This window comes from Nocardia cyriacigeorgica, assembly GCF_010858045.1.
Classification (GTDB): domain Bacteria; phylum Actinomycetota; class Actinomycetes; order Mycobacteriales; family Mycobacteriaceae; genus Nocardia; species Nocardia cyriacigeorgica_E.
The window spans coordinates 1-20,902 of the sequence record NZ_JAAGVC010000007.1; the positions used below are offsets into that span (position 1 = coordinate 1).

Annotated in this window: 20 protein-coding genes and 1 rRNA gene; 17 read left to right on the forward strand and 4 right to left on the reverse strand. The window is 68.8% G+C overall.

What is annotated here, in order from left to right; genetic code table 11:
* The 3 genes from rrf to GV790_RS08985 form a co-directional block, all read left to right on the forward strand.
* Positions 1-114, forward strand: a 5S ribosomal RNA gene (rrf, locus tag GV790_RS08980); the annotation flags it as partial.
* A 58-nt stretch (positions 115-172) separates the two neighbouring features.
* The gene (locus tag GV790_RS30725) at positions 173-1,648 is read left to right on the forward strand and encodes a hypothetical protein (RefSeq protein ID WP_218586389.1); all 1,476 of its coding nucleotides are present in this window, start codon (positions 173-175) and stop codon (positions 1,646-1,648) included.
* A 380-nt stretch (positions 1,649-2,028) separates the two neighbouring features.
* Entirely contained in the window at positions 2,029-2,955 is a 927-nt protein-coding gene (locus tag GV790_RS08985; protein ID WP_163812515.1) for a tetratricopeptide repeat protein, read from the forward strand.
* Between the two features lie 14 nt (positions 2,956-2,969).
* On the opposite strand, the gene GV790_RS08990 is transcribed toward GV790_RS08985, so the two are convergent.
* Positions 2,970-3,575, reverse strand: coding sequence for an SDR family oxidoreductase (locus GV790_RS08990; RefSeq protein WP_163812517.1), 606 nt, complete (start codon positions 3,573-3,575; stop codon positions 2,970-2,972).
* Between the two features lie 189 nt (positions 3,576-3,764).
* On the opposite strand from GV790_RS08990, the gene GV790_RS08995 reads away from it, so the two are divergent.
* From GV790_RS08995 to recN, 5 genes are read left to right on the forward strand one after another with little or no spacing between them, the layout of a single operon-like run.
* Positions 3,765-4,640 (forward strand): HAD-IIA family hydrolase, encoded by an 876-nt coding sequence (locus GV790_RS08995; RefSeq protein ID WP_178127732.1) that lies wholly within the window; start codon positions 3,765-3,767, stop codon positions 4,638-4,640.
* A 13-nt stretch (positions 4,641-4,653) separates the two neighbouring features.
* Positions 4,654-4,929 (forward strand): hypothetical protein, encoded by a 276-nt coding sequence (locus tag GV790_RS09000; protein ID WP_163812519.1) that lies wholly within the window; start codon positions 4,654-4,656, stop codon positions 4,927-4,929.
* Position 4,930: 1 nt separating this feature from the next.
* Positions 4,931-5,752 (forward strand): TlyA family RNA methyltransferase, encoded by an 822-nt coding sequence (locus tag GV790_RS09005; protein ID WP_163812521.1) that lies wholly within the window; start codon positions 4,931-4,933, stop codon positions 5,750-5,752.
* Positions 5,749-6,720, forward strand: a complete 972-nt coding sequence (locus tag GV790_RS09010; RefSeq protein ID WP_375139380.1) for an NAD kinase — start codon at positions 5,749-5,751, stop codon at positions 6,718-6,720. Before GV790_RS09005 ends, GV790_RS09010 begins: the two co-directional genes overlap by 4 nt.
* On the forward strand, positions 6,698-8,470 hold the full coding sequence (gene recN, locus GV790_RS09015; protein ID WP_163812523.1) for a DNA repair protein RecN: 1,773 nt from the start codon (positions 6,698-6,700) through the stop codon (positions 8,468-8,470). The genes GV790_RS09010 and recN overlap by 23 nt, the downstream gene beginning before the upstream one ends.
* Positions 8,471-8,617: 147 nt before the next feature.
* Here recN and GV790_RS09020 read toward each other — a convergent pair whose 3' ends face one another.
* The 3 genes from GV790_RS09020 to GV790_RS09030 all read right to left on the reverse strand — a co-directional run bounded on the left by GV790_RS09020 (position 8,618) and on the right by GV790_RS09030 (position 10,974).
* Entirely contained in the window at positions 8,618-9,037 is a 420-nt protein-coding gene (locus GV790_RS09020) for an SRPBCC family protein (RefSeq protein ID WP_163812525.1), read from the reverse strand.
* A 93-nt stretch (positions 9,038-9,130) separates the two neighbouring features.
* The gene (locus GV790_RS09025; RefSeq protein ID WP_163812527.1) at positions 9,131-9,670 is read right to left on the reverse strand and encodes a gluconokinase; all 540 of its coding nucleotides are present in this window, start codon (positions 9,668-9,670) and stop codon (positions 9,131-9,133) included.
* Entirely contained in the window at positions 9,628-10,974 is a 1,347-nt protein-coding gene (locus GV790_RS09030; protein ID WP_163812529.1) for a GntP family permease, read from the reverse strand. Before GV790_RS09030 ends, GV790_RS09025 begins: the two co-directional genes overlap by 43 nt.
* A 178-nt stretch (positions 10,975-11,152) precedes the next feature.
* Here GV790_RS09030 and steA point away from each other — a divergent pair, with 178 nt between their 5' ends.
* The 9 genes from steA to scpB all read left to right on the forward strand — a co-directional run bounded on the left by steA (position 11,153) and on the right by scpB (position 20,899).
* A complete protein-coding gene (gene steA / locus GV790_RS09035) occupies positions 11,153-12,367 on the forward strand; it encodes a putative cytokinetic ring protein SteA (RefSeq protein ID WP_163812531.1) in 1,215 nt (404 codons plus the stop codon).
* Positions 12,364-13,308: a copper transporter gene (locus GV790_RS09040; RefSeq protein ID WP_163812533.1), complete on the forward strand. Its 945-nt coding sequence runs from the start codon at positions 12,364-12,366 to the stop codon at positions 13,306-13,308. Before steA ends, GV790_RS09040 begins: the two co-directional genes overlap by 4 nt.
* Positions 13,309-13,546: 238 nt before the next feature.
* Entirely contained in the window at positions 13,547-14,410 is an 864-nt protein-coding gene (locus tag GV790_RS09045; protein ID WP_163812536.1) for a hypothetical protein, read from the forward strand.
* Between the two features lie 207 nt (positions 14,411-14,617).
* Positions 14,618-16,342: a CTP synthase gene (locus tag GV790_RS09050; protein ID WP_051016407.1), complete on the forward strand. Its 1,725-nt coding sequence runs from the start codon at positions 14,618-14,620 to the stop codon at positions 16,340-16,342.
* On the forward strand, positions 16,343-16,996 hold the full coding sequence (locus GV790_RS09055) for an NUDIX domain-containing protein (protein ID WP_163812538.1): 654 nt from the start codon (positions 16,343-16,345) through the stop codon (positions 16,994-16,996). It abuts the gene before it with no gap.
* 12 nt (positions 16,997-17,008) lie between these two features.
* Positions 17,009-17,938 carry a site-specific tyrosine recombinase XerD gene (xerD, locus tag GV790_RS09060; RefSeq protein WP_163812541.1) on the forward strand — a complete coding sequence of 310 codons (930 nt, stop codon included), beginning with the start codon at positions 17,009-17,011 and terminating at the stop codon, positions 17,936-17,938.
* A 326-nt stretch (positions 17,939-18,264) separates the two neighbouring features.
* Entirely contained in the window at positions 18,265-19,215 is a 951-nt protein-coding gene (locus GV790_RS09065; protein ID WP_228807037.1) for a ParA family protein, read from the forward strand.
* Between the two features lie 158 nt (positions 19,216-19,373).
* On the forward strand, positions 19,374-20,246 hold the full coding sequence (locus GV790_RS09070; protein ID WP_163812918.1) for a segregation and condensation protein A: 873 nt from the start codon (positions 19,374-19,376) through the stop codon (positions 20,244-20,246).
* On the forward strand, positions 20,243-20,899 hold the full coding sequence (gene scpB, locus GV790_RS09075; RefSeq protein ID WP_163812543.1) for an SMC-Scp complex subunit ScpB: 657 nt from the start codon (positions 20,243-20,245) through the stop codon (positions 20,897-20,899). Before GV790_RS09070 ends, scpB begins: the two co-directional genes overlap by 4 nt.
* Positions 20,900-20,902: the final 3 nt, after the last annotated feature.

Genomic DNA, 20,902 nt, shown 5'->3' on the forward strand with positions numbered 1-20,902 from the left:
GGCGGCTATAGCGGTGGGGAAACGCCCGGTCCCATTCCGAACCCGGAAGCTAAGGCCACCTGCGCCGATGGTACTGCACTCGACAGGGTGTGGGAGAGTAGGACACCGCCGGAACATCCTTCACGATAGGGGACCCATACACTGGGTCCCCTATCGTCGTTTGTATGCCGAAATGCTCGGCGAACGTCGAGTAGATGTCAGGAATTCGTGGCCGAGCCACCTGTGCGCGCAACTCAGAAAGGGACCACCGTGCCGGAACAGAACGACGGTCGGAAACCCTTCCGCCGCAACGACCCCGAGCGCGGATACGGAGGCCGCGGCGATAATCGGGGCGACCGCGGTACCTCGGGGGAACGCGGCGGTCGGGGCCGAAGCGGAGACGACGAACGCAGAACGCGCCGAGGTGACGACCGCGCCGACCGAAGTGGCGGCGAACGTGGCGGCTTCCCGCGCGGTGGACGCGACAGCGGGCAACCCAGCGAAGCCGGGCCGGCTCGGCGCGGACCGCGCAATGAGAGCAATAGCCGCCCACAGCAGCGTGGCAGCAACTGGAACCGCGGCGACGATCGCGGCGGGTACCGGGACCGGCGTGAATCCGACCGCGGCAGCTCGTCCGAAGGCCGGCCACAGTGGCGGGATCGCCGCGACGACGCACCGCGACGCGATACCGGCGACCGAACGTGGAACGACCGTCGCGGCGGCGAGCGGAGCGAGCGCGGATCGTCATCGGACCAGAACCGCGGTGGATACGGCCGATCCGGTGATCGAGATGATCGGCGCGGCGGAGACCGGCGCGAATGGGGCTCGTCCGGCCAGGATCGGCGCGGATACGGCCGGTCGGGTGATCGGGACGAGCGACGCGGGCCCGATGACCGGCGCCGATACGACGACACCACCGGTTCATCGGAGCGTGGCGGCAACCGGGCCGGGTTCCGTGGTGATCGGGACCGCGATTCGCGGCCCGGCGGTCGGGCGAACTTCGGCGACCGGCCCGGTGGGTTCCGGCGCTCCGGCGACCAGGCACCGCGCGACGACCGGGCGAGCGGCGGGGACGATCGCTACCGCGGTGCGGACAAGGGCGGTTTCCGGCGTTCCTCGGACGACGCTCGCGCCCGGCGTGACGACCGCCCCGGCGGCGGAGATGACCGCTACCGTTCGGACCGGGGAGGCTTCCGGCGCCCGTCGGAAGAGCCTCGTGGCGGACGCGACGATCGAGATCGTGGCGGGAACGACCGTTACCGGGGTGCGGACAAGGGCGGGTTCCGGCGTTCCTCGGATGACGTTCGCGGCGGCCGCGACGACCGCCGCGGATCCGACCAGGGTGGTTTCCGGCGCGGCGACAGCGGACGGCCGAGCACTTCGGGCGATCGTCCGGGCGGATTCCGACGCTCAGGAGGCGAATCCCGCGGCGGGAGCGGCGGTGGATTCCGTCGCGGCGAGTTCGAGGGCGGACGCCCCGAGCGTGGATATGCCGAGCGGGACGACTCGGGCACCCAGGGCCGGCGCAGCGGTGGTTTCCGGCGGCAGGACGACCGTTCGTCGCAGCGGTCCTTCCCGAACACCGATGCGGGCGATCGTTCTGGAACCGAGCGTGACGACATCGCGCCGATCGAGGCAGCAGCCAGCCCGGACCACGACCAGGACCTGAGCGCAGGATCCGCTGCTACCGAGCAGGCCACTGGCCACTCTTCCCGGACCGAGTCGGTGCCTGCGGCCGCAAGCGGAGAAACTGAACCTCCCGCCGAGCGGACGGGCGACGAGCCGGCTCGTGCAGGCGAGTCCCACGTCGAATCGACAGACGCTGCCCGAGCGGACGACATCGAACGTCGAAGCTCGTCGGCGGACGACGCTGCTATGCGCCGAACCGACGAGACGGGTGCGGATGACACCGAGCGGTCGACCTCCGACGCAGACCCAGTCTCGGCGACGGAACTGATTGCTGACGCCGCACCGTCCGGTCGGCGTGGCGATGCCGATAACGCGGATCGACCGGCAGACTGGACCGGCGGCGACGACGCGGGTACGGCGGTGACCGGGGCGCGCGCCGACGACCGCGACGATGCCGTCGAACAGCGGCCCTCGGTGGTCGCGCAGACCGGAGAGCGGGGCGATGTGACCGACAACGGCGACCGTGGCCGGCGCGAAGACAGCCGCGGCTGGAACGATCGCGGGCCGAAGCGGCGCGATGAGGGCCGTGGCGATGGACCCGGTGGCGATCGGCGTCGCGGCGGCGATGGTGGCCGGGCGCCCGGCGGCCGGATGATGGATCGCCGTCCGCCCCGGCCGGAAGAGCCGGACCTGCCCGATGACGTTCAGGCCTCCGACCTCGACACCACGATCCGGCGTGACCTGCTCAGCCTGGACAAGGGCAATGCCGAGACCGTCGCAAGGCATCTGGTGATGGCCGCGCGCCTGCTCGACGACGACCCGGGGCTGGCGCTGGCGCACGCGCGCGCCGCCCGGCAGCGGGCCGGCCGCATCGCTGTGGTGCGAGAAACCGCCGGTGTGGTGGCCTATCACGCGGGTGAATGGGCCGAAGCTCTCTCCGAGCTGCGGACCGCACGACGCATGTCCGGTGGCTCCGGTCTGCTCGCGGTGATGGCCGACTGTGAACGCGGGCTCGGGCGCCCAGAACGCGCCATCGAGCTGGGCCGCAGCGAGGAAGCGCGGGCTCTGCGCGGCGACGAAGCCAACGAACTGCGGATCGTGGTCGCAGGCGCTCGCATGGACCTCGGCCAGTACGACCAGGCCGTCGTCACGTTGCAGACAACGGATCTGGACCCCTCACGCACCGGCTCGGCCGCCGCCCGCCTGTTCTACGCCTACGCCGACGCCCTGGTCGCCGCCGGCCGCACCGAGGAGGGCCTGACCTGGTTCCTCAACGCCGCGGCGGCAGATCTCGACGGCGACACCGACGCGGAGGAACGAGCGGCCGAACTCACCGGCGACGCCTGAGCGCGGCTCACCGGTCAGGTGAGGCCGCCGTCGGCGCGGATGATCTGCCCGGTGATCCAGCCGCTGTCCTGGTGCGCGAGCAACGCGACCAAGCCCGCGATGTCGGCGGGGCCGCCGATCCGTCCGAGCGCTGGCATGGCCGCGGTCGCGTCGAGTGCGGCCGGTGGCGCGGTCGAGCGCAGCAGATCGGTGTCGGTCGGTCCGAGGGCGAGCACATTCGCGGTGATGCCGCGGCTGCCGAGTTCTCGGGAGGCGACGCGGGTCAGCTGCTCGGCCGCTGCCTTGCTCGCGGCATAGGCGGCCTCGCCGGGGCTCGGCCAGTGCGTGCCGATGGTGGAGATGGTGATGATGCGGCCGTTGTCGCGCAGGTTGCGCGCGGCGAATTGCAAGGTCAGCAGGGTGCCGCGGGCAACGGCGTGTGCGCGGCCGCCCTGTTCCCGGATCTCGTCGACGAGGGCCTCGGCCGCCGCGGCCGAGGTGCGGTAGGTGAAGACCACAGCCGCGCCCGCAGCGGCCAGCCGCGTGACGATCGCACGGCCGATGCCGCGGGATCCGCCGGTGACCAAGGCGCCGCGGTCGCGCAGTGGAGCGGACCCGGAAGAAGGTGGTGATGGGGTCATCTGGCCAGGATCGCCGGTATTGCGGCCGCATCCTGTCCTCGATTCGGTTCGCGGCTCATGTCGGTGCTGTTGCCTACACTGCTCCGCGACGGGACGGCGTTGGTACGCAGGCCGTGCCGGTCGATCGCATGGGCACTGCGGGTGGGAGGATTTCGGGTGGACGCTGAATCGGTGCGAGGGAGTGAAGTGATGCGGGTGCGGGACCGATACGGCGCGCTGCTGCTGGATCTGGACGGGACGCTCTATCGCGGGCAGGTCGTCATCGACGGGGCGCCTGCGGCATTGTCGGAGGGGGACCAGCGGCTGGTGTACGTGACCAACAACGCGAGCCGGGGGCCCGCTGTGGTGGCCGAGCATCTGACCGAACTCGGGTTCCAGGCCGGTACCGAGGACGTCGTGACCAGTGCACAAGCCGCCGCGCGGCTGTTGGCCGAACGGCTCGAACCGCAAGCGCAGGTGCTCGTCGTCGGCACCGACGATCTCGCCGCCGAGGTGAGCGCGGTCGGACTGCGGCCGGTGCGCCGGTTCAACGGCTCGGCGCCGGAGGCCGTCGTGCAGGGCCATTCGCCCGAGACCGGCTGGCCCGACCTCGCCGAAGCCGCCTACGCCCTGCGTGCCGATGCGCTGTGGATCGCCGCCAACACCGACAAGACCTTGCCGAACGAGCGCGGCCTCGCGCCGGGCAACGGATCGATGGTGGCGGCGTTGCGGGCCGCCTCCGACCGCGAACCCGTCGTCGCCGGGAAGCCGTATGCCCCGCTGCTCGAAGACGCGCTGGTGCGGGCGGGTACGCGCAACGCGCTCGTGGTCGGGGATCGACTCGATACCGACATCGAAGGCGCGGCACGCGTCGAGCTGGATTCGTTGCTGGTGCTCACCGGCGTCAGCACCGCGGCCGATCTCGCGGAATGGCCCGAGGAGCTGTGGCCCACTTACGTCGCGACGTCCCTGGACGCGCTGAATCAGCCGCCGGTGCCCGCGGGGGACGGTGATCTCGCCGACACCCTGCGCGACAATCCTGGTCGCGCCGTGACGGTACGCGCGTCCCGTTCCGAAATCCGATAGCGTTGTCGCCACGATGAGTACTCCCACGCCCCGTCCGCCTGTGCCCGGCCCCCGTCCAGGGGCGCCGCTGCCCGGTCAGCATCTGCCTGGTGCACAGGGACGACCGGAACCGGCCGATCCCGACCGCATCCGCACCGAGATCGATGCGCTGCTGGACGAACTCGGCGCCGGTGCGGGCGCGGGCGACGGTGATCCGGACAGCGGCACCGACCTCACCCGGCGGGCGCACATCCTGGAACAGGCCCACGAGGTCCTGGTGCAGGCGCTGGCGACGGTGGACAAGATCTGAGGTGGCCAGGCGCGCACGAGTGGACGCCGAACTGGTACGCCGCGGATTGGCCAGATCGCGAGAACACGCGGTCGAGCTGATCGGGGCGGGCCGCGTCCTCATCAATGGCGCCGTCGCGGTGAAACCGGCGACGGCCGTGGAACCCGGAACACCGCTGCTGGTGCGGGAACAGCCGGACGAGGTGTCGTGGGCGTCGCGTGGCGCGCACAAACTCCTGGGAGCGCTGGAGGCGTTCGAACCGGGCGGTTTGCGTGTCGCCGGGAAACGTTGCCTGGATGCCGGCGCGTCCACCGGGGGATTCACCGATGTGCTGCTGTCGCGGCAGGCTAGTGAAGTGGTCGCCGCCGATGTCGGCTACGGCCAGCTGGTGTGGCGATTGCAGAACGACGAACGGGTGCGCGTGCTGGACCGCACCAATGTCCGCACGTTGACCCCCGAGGTTATCGGCGGCCCGGTGGAACTGGTGGTGACCGACCTGTCGTTCATCTCGCTCGCGCTGGTGCTGCCCGCACTGGCCGCCTGCGCGGCACCCGGTGCCGACCTACTGCCGATGGTGAAGCCGCAATTCGAGGTGGGCAAGGAAAGAGTAGGCTCCGGCGGTGTGGTGCGTGATCCGGCGCTGCGCGCCGAAGCGGTCCGCACGGTGGCCTCGGCCGCGGCCGAACTGGGTCTGCGCACCCTGGCGGCGGTGGCCAGCCCACTGCCGGGGCCGTCGGGAAATGTCGAATACTTCCTGTGGTTGCGCAACGACGGACCGTTCGACTACGACGTCGCGGCGGTCGCGGCCCTGGTCGAACGCGCGGTTGAGGAGGGTCCACAGTGAACGCGCTGACGGGCGAGGCCGCCGGCCGGGAGATCCTGCTGGTCTCGCATCCGGGGCGGGCCGAGATCATCGAGACCTCGCATCGGGTGGCGAAGATCCTCGCCGACGCTGGCATCGGGCTGCGGGTGCTGGCCGACGAGGCCTACAGCACCAGATTCGAGGCGGATTCGAGCGCAGGCGGCGGCTATCCGGTGCGCGTCGTCGAACACAAGCCGGATGCCGCCCTCGGCTGTGAAATGGTGCTGGCCCTCGGCGGTGACGGCACGTTTCTGCGCGGGGCGGAACTGGCGCGGACAGCGTCGGTGCCGGTGCTGGGAATCAATCTGGGCCGCATCGGTTTCCTGACCGAAGCCGAGGCCGAACATCTGGACGAGGCGCTGGCGCAGGTGGTGCGCCGCGACTATCGGGTCGAGCAGCGGATGACGATCGATGTCTCGGTCCGCGTCGACGACGAGGTGGTCGAAAGCGGTTGGGCGCTCAACGAAGCCAGCATCGAGAACGCCGCCAGGATGGGTGTGCTGGAAGTGGTGCTCGAGGTGGACGGCAGGCCGGTGTCGGCGTTCGGTTGCGACGGCATCCTGATCGCCACGCCCACCGGGTCCACGGCTTATGCGTTTTCCGCCGGCGGGCCGGTGGTGTGGCCGGAGCTGGAAGCGCTGCTGGTCATTCCCAGTAATGCGCACGCCCTGTTCGCCCGTCCGCTGGTGACCAGCCCGGATTCCCGGATCGCGGTCGAATCCGTTGCGACGGGCCACGATGCGATAGTTTTCCTGGATGGCAGGCGCACCCTCGCCCTGCCGAGGGGTGGTCGAGTGGAAGCGGTCCGCGGCGCCGAACCGGTGCAGTGGGTGCGGTTGGATTCCGCGCCGTTCGCCGACCGGATGGTGCGCAAATTCCAATTGCCCGTGACAGGCTGGCGTGGCCGACGGCGAACGGAGAGCACACGTGCTGACAGAGATCAGGATTGACGGACTCGGCGTCATCTCCACGGCGACCGCGCAATTCCATGAGGGTCTGACGGTCCTGACCGGTGAGACCGGCGCCGGAAAGACGATGGTCGTCACCAGTTTGCATCTGCTGAGTGGTGCGCGCGCGGATGCCGGGCGGGTGCGGTTGGGCGCGTCCCGTGCGGTGGTGGAGGGCCGGTTCACCATCGACGAGGTGAACGAGGCGGCGCGCGCCGAAGTGGCCGAGGTGCTGGAGGCCGCTGCCGCCGAACGTGACGACGACGGCAGCGTGATCGCCATCCGCACCGTCGGCAGCGATGGGCGTTCGCGTGCGCATCTGGGCGGGCGCGGCGTTCCGGCCTCGGTGCTGTCGGATTTCACGGCCCCGCTACTGACGGTGCACGGGCAGAACGACCAGCTGCGGTTGCAGCGGCCGGATCAGCAGCTGAGCGCGCTGGATCAATTCGCCGCCGACACCGTCGGACCGCTGCTGCGCAAGTACCAGCAGCATCGCCGGGCCTGGCTGGATGCGCGCACCGAACTGCTCGAACGCACCGCGCGCAGCCGCGAACTCGCGTTGGAGGCCGACCGGCTCAAGCACTCGCTGGCCGAGATCGACGGCATCGCACCGGAGCCGGGCGAGGACGAACGCCTGGTCGCCGAGATCCGCAGGCTCAGCGATCTGGATTCCTTGCGCGAGGCCGCTTCCACCGCACACGATGCGCTGGCCGGCCCGGCCGACAGCCCCGAGACCAACTCCGGCGCGCTGGATGCGCTGGGCACCGCCCGATCTCGGCTCGAATCGGCCGAGGATCCGGCCTTGGCGGCCTTGGCGCCCCGGCTGGGTGAGGCGATCGCGGTGGTGGTCGACCTGACCACCGAACTGAGCGGCTACCTGTCGGATCTACCGTCCGATCCGGGCGCCCTGGATTCGATGCTCACCCGCCAGGCCGAACTCAAAACGCTCACCCGCAAATACGCTCCCGATATCGACGGGGTGATCGCCTGGGCCGAGGAATCGCGGGCCCGGCTGGAATCACTGGACGTTTCCGAGGAGACCCTCGCCTCGCTGGCCAAAGAGGTCGAGGTGGCCGCGGACAAGGTGCGCGCGGCGGCCAGCAAGCTGACAGCGGCGCGGACCAAGGCGGCGGGCAAGCTCGCCGAGGCGGTGAGTGCCGAGCTGGGCGGGCTCGCGATGGGTAAGGCGCGGCTCGAGGTGGTGGTGCGGCCGGTGCCTGCGGCCCCGCAGGATTCGGCCCCGTTGACCATCGGGGAGACCGAGCTGCACGCCGGGTCGACGGGTGTGGACGAGGTCGAGTTCCGGCTGTCGGCCCATTCGGGTGCGCAGTCGCTGCCGCTGAGTAAGAGCGCTTCGGGCGGTGAGCTCTCCCGGGTGATGCTGGCGCTGGAAGTGGTGCTCGCCGGCAGTGAGCACGGCGCGACGATGGTGTTCGACGAGGTCGACGCCGGCGTCGGCGGCCGGGCGGCGGTGGAGATCGGGCGCAGGCTTGCCCGTTTGGCGCGCACCCATCAGGTGATCGTGGTGACCCATCTGCCGCAGGTCGCGGCCTTCGCCGATACGCATCTGGTGGTCAACAAATCCGATGACGGTGCGGGTGCGGTGAATTCCGGCGTGCGGGCCCTGACCAACGACGAGCGGGTGATCGAATTGGCCCGCATGCTCGCAGGCCTCGACGACACCGAAACCGGGCGTGCGCACGCCGAAGAACTCTTGCAGATCGCGCGGTCCGAGCGGGCCACCGCGCGCTGAGCAGGCGCGGGAACCGAAACCCGGCCGATGCCGGTGCGTGATCGGCACGTGGAATCCGGGCCGGCCCGTCGAGCCGATCCAGACCCCATCGATGCGCAACGGCCGCGCCCGGTGCACTCCGGGCGCGGCCGTTGTCGGAAGGTCAGCTCAGCGCACGGCCTTCTTCGCTCCGTTGATGAACTGGGAGATCAGCACTTTCAGGCCGGCCTCCAGCACCTTGGCGGGCACGGGCAGCGACGGCTCGGACTCCATGGTGTAAGTGACGCGGGTGCCGCCGGGGGCGTCGGCGAAGGTGACGATGCCGACGTGCCGCTTGACCGGCGCGCCCTTGACGATCTTGTATTCCATCCGCTCGCCGGGCACCAGCGCGGTGATCTCCTCGGTGACGCCGACCGGCCCGAGCCCGACGTGATGCTGCGCGCCGACACCTTCGCGTTCGGTCGTGCCCGGCTTGACCAGCTTGAGCTGGACGGGCAGGTAGGGGCTGATGCTCTCGCGGTCGGCGAACAGCCGGTACACGGTCTCCCGCGGTGCGGCGATGACGGTATCGACGGTGGTGCTGGCCATGACGTCTCCTCTTCGGATATCTGTGACCCGGAGAATACGGGTAGTCCCGGGCATTGCGAAAGGCGCACCCCGGATAATTGCGGGCAGGTGGTGTCAGTTTCCGGGCGGCAACTGCGAGATCACCTCGGCGACCTCTTCGGCAGGCGGGCGCCCGATTTCGACGACGATGCCGTTCTCGTCGGGTTCCAGCGGTTCCAAGGTGTCGACTTGGGATTGCAGTAGCGATGCGGGCATGAAGTGGCCGGCGCGGTGGCCGATGCGATCGCGGATCTGCTCGGTGCTGCCGGTCAGGTGCACGAAGATCACGCCGTCGCGGCGCAGGACGTCTCGGTAGCTGCGTTTGAGCGCCGAACAGGTGACGATGCCGGGGCGGCGGGCGGACTGGCGGGTGTCGATCCAGTCGGCGATGCGGCGCAGCCACGGCCAGCGGTCGGCATCGGTGAGCGGGGTGCCCGAGGCCATCTTGGCGACATTGGTCTCGGGGTGCAGATCGTCGCCCTCGAGCATGTCCCAGCCCAGCTTCTCCGCCAGCAGCCGGGCCACGGTCGACTTACCGGACCCCGACACACCCATGACGACCAGGACCGGCGTCACACGACCACGCTCAACGCCAGCACTCCGGCCAGACCGCATACCGATATCAGGCATTCCATCACCGTCCACGATTTGAGGTTTTGCGCAACTGTCAGCCCGAGAAACTCTTTCACCAGCCAGAATCCGGCGTCGTTGACATGAGACAGGAACAGCGAACCGGATCCGATCGCCAGCACCATCAGCGAGACGTGGGTGTTGGACAGGTCGGCGGCCACCGGCGCCAGAATTCCGGAAGCGGTGACCGTGGCGACGGTAGCCGATCCGGTCGCGACCCGGATGAGCACCGCGACCAGCCAGGCCAGGAACAGCACCGGCAAGCTGCTGTCCTGGATGGCGTCGGCGATCAGGTCGGCGATGCCGGTATCGACGAGCACCTGCTTGAAACCACCACCGGCGCCGACGATCAGCAGGATGCCCGCGATCGGCGGTAGCGAACTGTTCATCGTCGCGGAGATGTCGTCGCGGCTCATCCGGGCGGTGGAGCCGAGCAGCACGATGCCGGCCAGCAGGCCGATGCCGAGGGCGACGACGGGTGTGCCGAGGAAGTCGAGGACGGTCTTCGCCGCGGAGGTGGATTCGGGCGCGATCACGTCGGCGAGGGTCTTGCCGAGCATGAGCAGCACCGGCAGCAGGATGGTGCCGATGGCGACCAGGAAGGGTGGCTGGGGCTTCGTGTCGTCGGCGTCGTTGTCGTCCTCGTCGGTGAACAGCTCCGGGACCGGAACATCGACCCAGCGGGCCGCCAGCGTCCCGAACAGCGGGCCGGCGACCACGACCGTCGGGATCGCGACGAGCACACCGAACGCCAGGGTGAGACCGAGGTTGGCGTCGAGAGCGTCGACGGCGACGAGCGGACCTGGATGCGGCGGCACAAGTCCGTGCATGGCCGACAGGCCCGCCAGCGTGGGGATGGCGATGCGCATCAACGGAAGTCCGGAGTGGCGGGCCACCAGGATGATCACCGGCATCAACAGCACGACGCCGATTTCGAAGAACATCGGCAGACCGATGACGGCACCGACCAGACCCATCGTCCACGGCATCAGTTTCGGGCCGGACAGTTTGAGCAACGTGTCGACCACGCGGGTGGCGCCACCGGAGTCTGCCAGCAGTTTGCCGAACATGGCGCCGAAGCCGATCAGGATGCCGACACTGCCCATCGTCGAGCCGAATCCGGAGACGAAACTGTCGACGGTGTCGGCGGCGCCGGACCCGGCACCGATGCCGACACCGATGGCACCGACGGTGAGTGCGATGAACGGATGAATCTTCAGCCAGGTGATCGCGGCGACGATGACGACGATGCCCGCGAGCGCGGCGATGACCAGGTGCGCGGTGCTCACCCGGGTACCCTACGTGGCCAGCGGCGTTTCGCCGGGCAGACACGTCCGGGGTTGCGGGCCGATTGCGTGGGGACTCGCCGGTGGCGGGAGGTGCGCAGTGGTATCACAGTGACGAATGTGGTAACAGGTGCGGCGCGCCTCCACCAATGGTTGAGGGTTTGCGGCCATCATCGGCGTCATGAAGATGCTGGCGCTGTTGTCGAAGAACACCGAGACGCTGCCCGGTCGCACCGGAATAGCCCGCGTGGACCGCAACACCCGGCGTCTGCTCAAACGGGTCGGTCCCGGCGACATCGTCGTGCTCGACGAAATGGACCTGGATCGGCTCACCGCTGACCGTCTCGTCGAAGCGGGCGTGGTCGCGGTGATCAACACCTCGCCGTCGATCTCGGGCCGCTACCCGAACCTCGGCCCGGAAGTGCTGGTGGCCAACGACATCCTGTTGCTGGACACGGTGAGCTCGGATGCGTTCAGCAAGATCAAGGACGGCGCCAAGATCCGCATCGACGGTGGCGTCGTCTACGCCGACCGGCTCACCAAGAAGGAGCCGGAAGTCCTCGTCGAGGCCATCGAACTCACCGAGGCCGCCATCGCGGAACGGATGATCGAGGCCCGCAACGGCCTCGCCGATCATCTGGAAGCCTTCGCAGGCAACACCATCGAATTCGTGCGCACCGAATCGGCGCTGCTCATCGATGGGATCGGCGTGCCGGATCTGGAACTGGAGATGCGCGGCAGGCATGTGGTCGTCGTCGGCGACGGTCCGGGGCACGCGGAGGATCTGAAGAAGCTCAAGCCGTTCATCAAGGAGTACGCGCCGATCATGGTCGGCGTCGGGCGCGGCGCCGACACCCTGACCAAAGGCGGCTACCGCCCGGACCTGATCGTCGGCGACCCGGACGAGATCACCACCGCCACATTGAAATCCGGTGCGGAGGTGATCCTGCCCGCCGACACCGACGGCCACGCCAAGGGACTGGAACGCATCCAGGATCTGGGCATCGGCGCGACGACGTTCCCGTCCTCCGGTGCACCGACGGATCTGGCGTTGCTGCTGGCCCACCACCATGGTGCGGCGCTGATCGTCACCGCCGGAGCCGCCGCCTCGCTCGACGAATTCTTCGACCGCGGACGCCGCGACAGCAACCCGGCGACCTTCCTGACGCGGCTCAAGATCGGTTCGACGCTGATGGACGCCACCGCGGTGGCCACCCTGTACCGCAACCGAGTGTCCGGCACCGCGATCGCGCTGGTGGTGCTGGCCGCGCTGATCGCGGTGATCGTGGTGGTGCTGGCCTCGAATTCCGGCACCGAGATGCTGGATTGGGGCGCCGACACCTGGAACCGGTTCGTGCTCTGGGCGCGTGACCTACGGGGTGGGACGGCGGCGTGATCTCGCTTCGCCAGCACGCGATTTCGATCGCGGCGATCTTCCTCGCGCTCGCCCTTGGCGTGGTGCTCGGATCACAGACCCTGGCCTCGGACCTGCTGTCGGGTCTGCGCAGCGACAAGGACGATCTACGCGCCCAGGTCGATACCCTCACCGCAGAGAATCAACGCTTGACCGGGCAGATGAACGGCGCCGATGCCTTCATCGCCCATTCCGCGCCGCGGCTGCTCGGCGGCACCCTCGCCGACCGCAGCGTCGTGGTGTTCACCACCCCCGACGCCGATCCCGGCGATGTGGACGGTGTCGTGGCCGCGTTGCAGACCGCGGGCGCCGCCGTCACCGGGCGGATCGCGTTCACCGAGGCGTTCGTCGACGCCACCGAGGGCGACCGGATGCGTTCGACTCTCACCAATGTCATCCCGGCGGGCGCCGAACTGCGCACCGGTGCCGTCGACCAGGGCAGCCTGGCCGGCGATCTGCTCGGCCTGGTGCTGCTGCTCGATCCGGCGTCGGGGCAGCCGCGCAGCACGCCGCAGGAACTGGGCCTGGCCCTGGAGACGCTGCGCGGCGGCGGATTCCTGGCCTACGGCGACACCCCCGTGCAGCCGGCCCAGCTGGCCGTCGTCGTCACCGGTGACGGCTCGAAGGCCGGGGAGAACAGCCGCGGCGCCAACACCGCCCGCTTCGCCGGCGCTCTGCGTGCTCGCGGCGCGGGCGTGGTCCTGGCCGGTCGCCCGGGCTCCGCCGAAGGCGCGGGCCCGCTCGCCGTCGTCCGCGACGACGCCCCCCTCGCCGCCGCCGTCACCACCGTCGACAACCTCGACCGCGAACTCGGCCGCGTCACCACCGCCCTTGCCCTGTCCGAGCAACTGGCCGGGCGCACCGGCCGCTACGGCACCGGCCCCACCGCGACCTCCCTGACCCTCGCCGCCCTGCCGGGCTGAGCGCCACCCGGTTGACCTGCCCGAGCAGGTCACCGACTGTATCGGCGGCTACAGGTCCCGGGACTGTCCATGCTCGCCATGCCCCGGTCTGACTGCCCATTGACCGGACGGGCCATGGCGGGTTCGATGGCAGTGCGGAGGTCATGGCTCCTGGTGGCGTCGCCGAAGAGGCTTGCTACCTCCGGGCGAGCTTGCGGCGCCAATCGCGACCGATCTGGCTGGACCGAATCGAACAGCAGTGGCGATTTACACCATCGAAGAAGGGGTCGTCATGTTCTTCTACAGTCACTCCGGAGCTGCCGCATCAGGGAAACTGGATGCCTCGGGTAACTACGTCAACCTGAAGGACTATCCAGCCGGTCAATTCGGACAGTGGCACTTTATTGTGCCCGCCGACGGTCAGCGGCTCTTCTTCCACAACTATCAAACGACACAGTCCGCTTCGGGAGAGATCGATGCCGCGGGTAACTATGTCAACCTGAGAGACTTTCCCGCGGGACAATTCGGTCAGTGGGCGGTGGTGCCGCTGGGCGATGGCCGGCTCTTTTTCTACACAGCGGTTACCGGGGCCGGCGCGGTCGGGAAACTCGATGCCACCGGCGACTACGTCAACCTGAAGGACTTCCCACCCGGAAAATTCGGAAAGTGGACCCACATCGTTCCGGTTGGCCGGAACAGACTCTTCTTCTACAACGTTCAGACTCGGGGAGCTGTCACCGCCGAGATCGACGACTCGGGTGAGTATGTCAACCTGATGGATTTCCCGGCGGGGCACTTCGGCCCGTGGTGGATGATCGCGCCCGCCGGTGGCAACCGGCTCTTCTTCTACAACGGGTACCAGCAACCGTGGGCTGCGTCCGGTGAGATAGCTAGCTCTGGCGACTATGTCAACCTGAAGGACTTTCCTCCCGGGCAATTCGGGCATTGGACCCACGTTGTTTCCGTCGACGATGATCGGCTCTTTTTCTACAACAGCGGTCATTCCGATTCGCATCTCCAGGGGGCCGGCGCCTCCGGCGAGCTCGATACCGCCGGTGACTACGTGAACCTGAAGGACTTCCCTCCCGGACAGTTCGGAAAGTGGAGCATCATCGTGGGCTGAGAATGGTCATACCTCCCGAAGCCGAGACGATCCGAACGACGGCACGACCACCCGTGCTGTCGGCAGCATCCGGGCCATGCCGAGATGGGGCAGGGCGTGAGCTGGGTCGCAGCGGCAAGAGGGTGGTATGAGCGAGTGCGAGCGATCGGGTGGCAAACCGGGCGTGGCGTACAGAGGACCGGGGGTTTCGTGTTACCGTGAAGACCCGTGGGTCAAACACGGATTCAGGCGCGAACTGCCACCAAACACATCTTCGTCAGCGGTGGTGTCGCCTCCTCACTCGGTAAGGGTCTTACCGCCTCCAGCCTCGGTCAACTGCTGACCGCGCGGGGACTGCGGGTCACGATGCAGAAGCTCGACCCGTACTTGAACGTCGATCCGGGCACCATGAATCCGTTCCAGCACGGAGAGGTGTTCGTGACCGAGGACGGTGCCGAAACCGACCTCGACGTCGGACACTACGAACGCTTCCTGGACCGGGATCTGTCCAGGGACGCGAATGTGACGACAGGGCAGATCTATTCGTCGGTCATCGCCAAGGAGCGCCGCGGCGAATACCTCGGCGACACGGTGCAGGTGATCCCGCACATCACCGACGAGATCAAGGCGCGCATCCTGGCCATGCGCGGCCCGGACCTGCAAGGTCAGGAACCGGATGTGGTGATCACCGAGATCGGTGGCACCGTCGGCGACATCGAATCGCAGCCGTTCCTGGAAGCCGCTCGGCAGATCCGCCACGACGTCGGCCGCGACAACGTCTTCTTCCTGCACGTCTCGCTGGTGCCGTACCTGGCGCCGTCGGGGGAACTCAAGACCAAGCCCACCCAGCATTCGGTGGCCGCGCTGCGCAATATCGGTATCCAGCCCGACGCGCTGATCCTGCGCTGCGACCGCGAGGTCCCGCAGTCGCTCAAGAGCAAGATCGCGCTGATGTGCGACGTCGAGGTCGACGCCTGCATCTCCACCCCGGACGCCCCCTCGATCTACGACATCCCGAAGGTGCTGCACCGCGAGGGCCTGGACGCCTATGTGGTGCGCAAGCTCGGTCTGCCGTTCCGCGATGTGGACTGGACGGTGTGGGGCGATCTGCTCGACCGGGTGCATTCCCCGCGCGAAACCGTTGAGGTCGCGCTGGTCGGCAAGTACGTCGATCTGCCCGATGCCTACCTGTCGGTCACCGAGGCGCTGCGCGCGGGCGGATTCGCCTCGCGGGCCAAGGTGCAGATCCGCTGGGTGCAGTCCGACGACTGTGAGACCCCGGCCGGAGCGCAGGCCGCGCTGCGTGACGTGGACGCGGTGCTGATCCCCGGCGGCTTCGGCATCCGCGGGATCGAGGGCAAGGTCGGCGCCATTCGCTACGCCCGCACCCGCGGACTGCCGCTGCTCGGGTTGTGCCTCGGCTTGCAGTGCATGGTGATCGAGGCGGCGCGGTCGGTGGGGCTCACCGACGCCAACTCCGCCGAGTTCGAGCCCGACACCACCCACCCGGTCATCTCCACCATGGCCGACCAGGAGCAGGCCGTGGCCGGGGAAGCCGATCTGGGCGGCACCATGCGCCTGGGCGCCTACCCGGCGGTGCTGGCAAAGGGTTCGGTGGTGGCGCAGGCCTACGGCACCACCGAGGTCTCCGAGCGGCACCGTCATCGCTACGAGGTGAACAACGCCTACCGCGACAAGATTGCCAAGAGCGGGCTGAAGTTCAGCGGCACCTCACCCGACGGGCATTTGGTCGAGTTCGTCGAGCTGCCCGCCGACAAGCACCCGTTCTTCGTCGCCACCCAGGCCCATCCCGAACTCAAGTCGCGCCCGACCCGGCCGCATCCGCTGTTCGCGGCGCTGATCGCGGCAGCCTTGAAATACAAGGCGGCCGAACGGCTTCCGGTCGACATTCCCGGTGAGGAATTGGCCAATGCGGGTGATCAGGCCTCGTAGATGAGCGACAATTCCACCGTGCCGGGTAGCCACGACTTCGAGACCGTGTCCAGCCGGACGGTGTATTCCGGCGCGATCCTGGCGTTGCGGCTGGATCAGGTGGCCATGCCGGACGGCCGGGTCGTCGAACGGGAAGTGGTCGAGCATCACGGCGCCGTCGCCGTGGCCGCGCTGGACGACGACGACAACATCGTGCTGATCCGCCAGTACCGTCATCCGCTGGGCATCCGGCTGCTCGAACTTCCCGCCGGGTTGCTCGACATCGACGGCGAGGACCCGCTCGAAGCGGCCAAACGTGAGTTGGCCGAGGAGACGGGCCTGGCCGCACGCGAGTGGTCGGTACTGGTGGATGTGGCGTTGTCGCCGGGTTTCACCGACGAGGCGCTGCGGGTGTATCTGGCCCGTGGGCTCTATGACACCGAGCGCCCCGAACCCGAGCACGAGGAAGCCGATCTGGAGTTGGTGCGGATGCCGCTGGAGCAGGCGGTGCGGGCCGCGCTGGCCGGCGAGATCGTCAACGCCACCGCCGTGGCCGGTGTGCTCGCGGTGTCGGCGGCACGGGCGCAGGGACTGGCCCCGCGCCCGGCGGACGTGCCATGGCCCGGGCAGCCGACGGCGCTGCTGGGCAGGCAAGCACGCCGGGCGCAGGACTGACGGGCCGCCACGGTGCGGGAGGTGGACGCCTACCTCGACCATCTGGCCGTCGAGCGGGGCGCCGCACGCAACACCCTGTCCGCCTATCGGCGTGATCTGGAGCGGTACCGGGCCTTCCTGGCCGGTCGCGGCATCGGCGATCTCGACGCCGTCGCGGAAGGCGATGTCGCCGAGTTCGCCATGGCGCTGCGTTCCGGCGGCGCCGGGCATCCGCCGCTGGCTGCGGGATCGGTGGCCCGGGCGCTGATCGCCGTCCGTGGCCTGCACCGGTTCGCCACCGCCGAGGGCATGACCAGCACCGACGTGGCGCATGCGGTGAAACCGCCGGCCCCTGGGCGCAGGCTGCCCAAGGCGTTGCCCTATGACGAGGTGCTGAAGCTGCTGGAAGCGGCGGGCGGTGATTGCGGCACCAGCGGTGAGGGGGTGGCGCGCGGACTGCGGGACCGGGCGCTGCTGGAACTGTTGTATTCCACCGGGGCCCGGATCTCGGAGATGGTCGGGCTCGATGTCGACGATCTCGATATGCCCGAGCGTGCGGTGGTGTTGCGCGGTAAGGGCGGTAAACAGCGCATCGTGCCGATCGGGCGTCCGGCGCTGGCGGCCGTGGATGCCTATCTGGTGCGTGGGCGTCCGGTGCTCGCGGCGCGTGGGCGCGGCAACGCGGGTGCGTTGTTCCTGAACGCACGCGGTGGGCGGCTGTCGCGGCAGAGCGCGTGGCAGGTATTGCAGAGCGCGGCCGAACGTTCGGGGATCGGTGCCAGCGTCTCCCCGCACACGCTGCGGCATTCGTTTGCCACGCATCTGCTCGACGGCGGCGCCGACGTGCGCGTTGTCCAAGAACTACTCGGCCACGCCTCGGTCACCACCACGCAGATCTACACCCTGGTGACCGTCAAGACCCTGCGCGAGGTCTGGGCGACTGCCCATCCGCGCGCGACATGAGCGCCGCCGGATTCACCCGCTCCTGGCGGCTTCGACCAGGCGCCGAGGGCCGGTCCGGCGGGAAAGGTCACCGGTTCGACAGTGCTCCGCAATGGCAATGACAACGAACAGGTAGCGTTTTGTTATCCGTGACGCGGCGTGGCGTCGCGAACACGCCGGTCGGACTCGCGGCACTCGGGGACGAACTAGCGGTAGCGTCTACCGAGAGCTGGACCATCCGAAAGTGAGGTCGTGCACTGATCGGCCTCGCTACGCTCGGCGGGGAACGGGCAGGAACGTATAAGGAGCAGCGGATCGTGACGACAGCCGGAGCGGCAGAGCCGCCGATGGGTGCTGGGACGGAGCCGCTTACGGACGCCGGCGCGGGACTCGACGCCGACACCGGAACCCCCTCGGTGTGGGGAAACGCCGTGGAAGCGGCGCCGGTGCCCGACGATGTCGAGCTCGGCCCCACCGGACGTCCGTTGCGTCTGGTTCCCGAACCGCCCGCCGTGGCACCCGGCGGTGAGGCCCTGATCATCGCCATGTGCAATCAGAAGGGCGGGGTCGGCAAGACCACCTCCACCATCAATCTCGGTGCGGCGCTGGCCGAATACGGGCGCAAGGTGCTGCTGGTCGATCTCGATCCGCAGGGCGCGCTCTCGGCCGGGCTCGGCGTGGCCCACCACGACCTCGACCTCACCGTGCACAACCTGCTGGTCGGTTCGAAGGTCTCCATCGACGACGTGCTGATGCAGACCAGGGTCGAGAACATGGATCTGCTGCCGAGCAATATCGATCTGTCGGCGGCGGAGATCCAGCTGGTCAACGAGGTCGGCCGGGAGCAGACCCTCGGGCGGGCCCTGGAATCGGTGCGCTCGCGCTACGACTACATCCTCATCGACTGCCAGCCCTCGCTCGGACTGCTCACGGTGAACGCGCTGGCCTGCTCCGACGGTGTGATCATCCCGATGGAATGTGAGTACTTCTCGCTGCGCGGGCTCGCCCTGCTCAACGACACCGTGGAGAAGGTGCGCGATCGGCTCAATCCGCGTCTGAGCCTCTACGGCATCGTCGTCACCATGTTCGATGCGCGACTGCTCCATTCGCGGCAGGTCATGTCCCGCGTGGTGGAGGTGTTCGGGGATCTGGTGTACGACACCGCGATCTCGCGCACCGTGCGCTTCCCCGATGCCAGCGTCGCGGGCGAGCCGATCACCACGTGGGCCCCGAAATCCGGTGGCGCGGAAGCCTATCGGGCGATGGCGCGGGAAGTCATCCACCGGTCCGGCCGGTGACCGGAGCGTCCGAGCCAGCACTGTCGACCAGCACCGATAACCCAGGCTCCACCGATTCGACCGCGAGCAGCGAACCCGGCTCGGCTGTGAGCACCGAGCCCGGCTCGAGTGCGGGCACCGAACCTGGCTCGAATGCGGGCTCGGAGCCCGGCTCGACCGTGGGCGCCGAGCCCGGGTCGGCCACAGGCACCGAGCCCGAGCGCCCGTCCGGATTCCATCTGCGGCTGAGCAACTTCGAGGGCCCCTTCGATCTGCTGCTGACCCTGATCAGTCAGCGTCGTCTCGACGTCACCGAGGTGGCGTTGCACAAGGTGACCGACGAGTTCATCGCCTACACCAAGGCGTTGACGGCGGACCTGGCCGAGCAGTCGGGGCTGCGTGCGGACAAGATCCTCGATCAGACCACCGAGTTCCTGGTGGTGGCCGCCACCCTGCTGGATCTGAAGGCGGCGCGGCTGCTGCCGTCGGGGGAGATGACCGACGCCGAGGATCTGGAACTGCTCGAGGCGCGCGACCTGCTCTTCGCCCGGCTGCTGCAGTACCGGGCCTTCAAGCAGGTCGCCGAACTGCTCGGGGAGCTGGAGGCGGCGGCGCTGCGCCGGTACCCGCGCGCCGTGGGGCTCGAGGACCGCTTCACCGATCTGCTGCCAGAGGTGACCCTCGGTGTGGACGCCGCCGGGTTCGCCGAGATCGCGGCGGCGGCGTTCCGGCCGCGGCCCGTGCCGACGGTGGGTCTCGACCATTTGCACGCGCACGCCGTCTCGGTCGCCGAACAGGCCGCGATCGTGCTCGAACGTCTCGAGGAGCGCGGTGCGGGCGGGTGGACGACCTTCGCCGAACTGGTCGCCGACTGCGGTGCGCCGATCGAAATCGTCGCGCGCTTCCTCGCCTTGCTGGAGCTCTATCGCGGCAAGAGCATCGAGTTCGATCAGCCCGATCCGCTCGGCCCGCTGGCGGTGAGCTGGATCGGCGATCAACCCGAGGACGGGCAAGCAGATAACGTGGTGACCATCGAAGAGGACTACGGATGACCGAGGCAGTGGCAGAGTTCACCCCCGAACCCCTCGACGACGACGAATTCCGCTCGGCGCTCGAGGCGATTCTGCTCATCGTCGACACTCCCGCCCCGGTAGAACAGCTGGCAGCGGCCCTCGACGACAGTGCCGAGCGGGTCGAGCGCACCCTGCGCGAGATGTCGGCCGAGCTGTCGGCGCGGCGCTCCGGGATCGATCTGCGTTTCGCCGGTGACGGGTGGCGCTTCTATACTCGCAGCGAGTACGCACCGTATGTCGAACGGCTGCTGCTCGACGGCGCCCGGTCGAAACTGACCAGGGCCGCCTTGGAAACGCTGGCGGTGGTGGCATACCGCCAGCCGGTGACCCGGACCAGGGTCAGCGCGGTGCGCGGCGTGAACGTCGACGGCGTCATGCGCACCCTGCTGGCCAGAGGGTTGATCGCCGAAGCAGGCGTCGACCCGGAGACCAACGGGACGCTCTACCGCACGACCGAACTGTTCCTGGAACGGGTCGGGCTGGCGTCACTGAGCGATCTGCCACCACTGGCGCCCCTGCTACCGGGCGTCGACCTGATCGATGAGATCAACGAGAGCCTGGAGACGGACCCCCGCTACACCAGGCTGAAGAAACCCGCCGAGGACGATCTGGACCTCGGCACCGAGGATTGACAG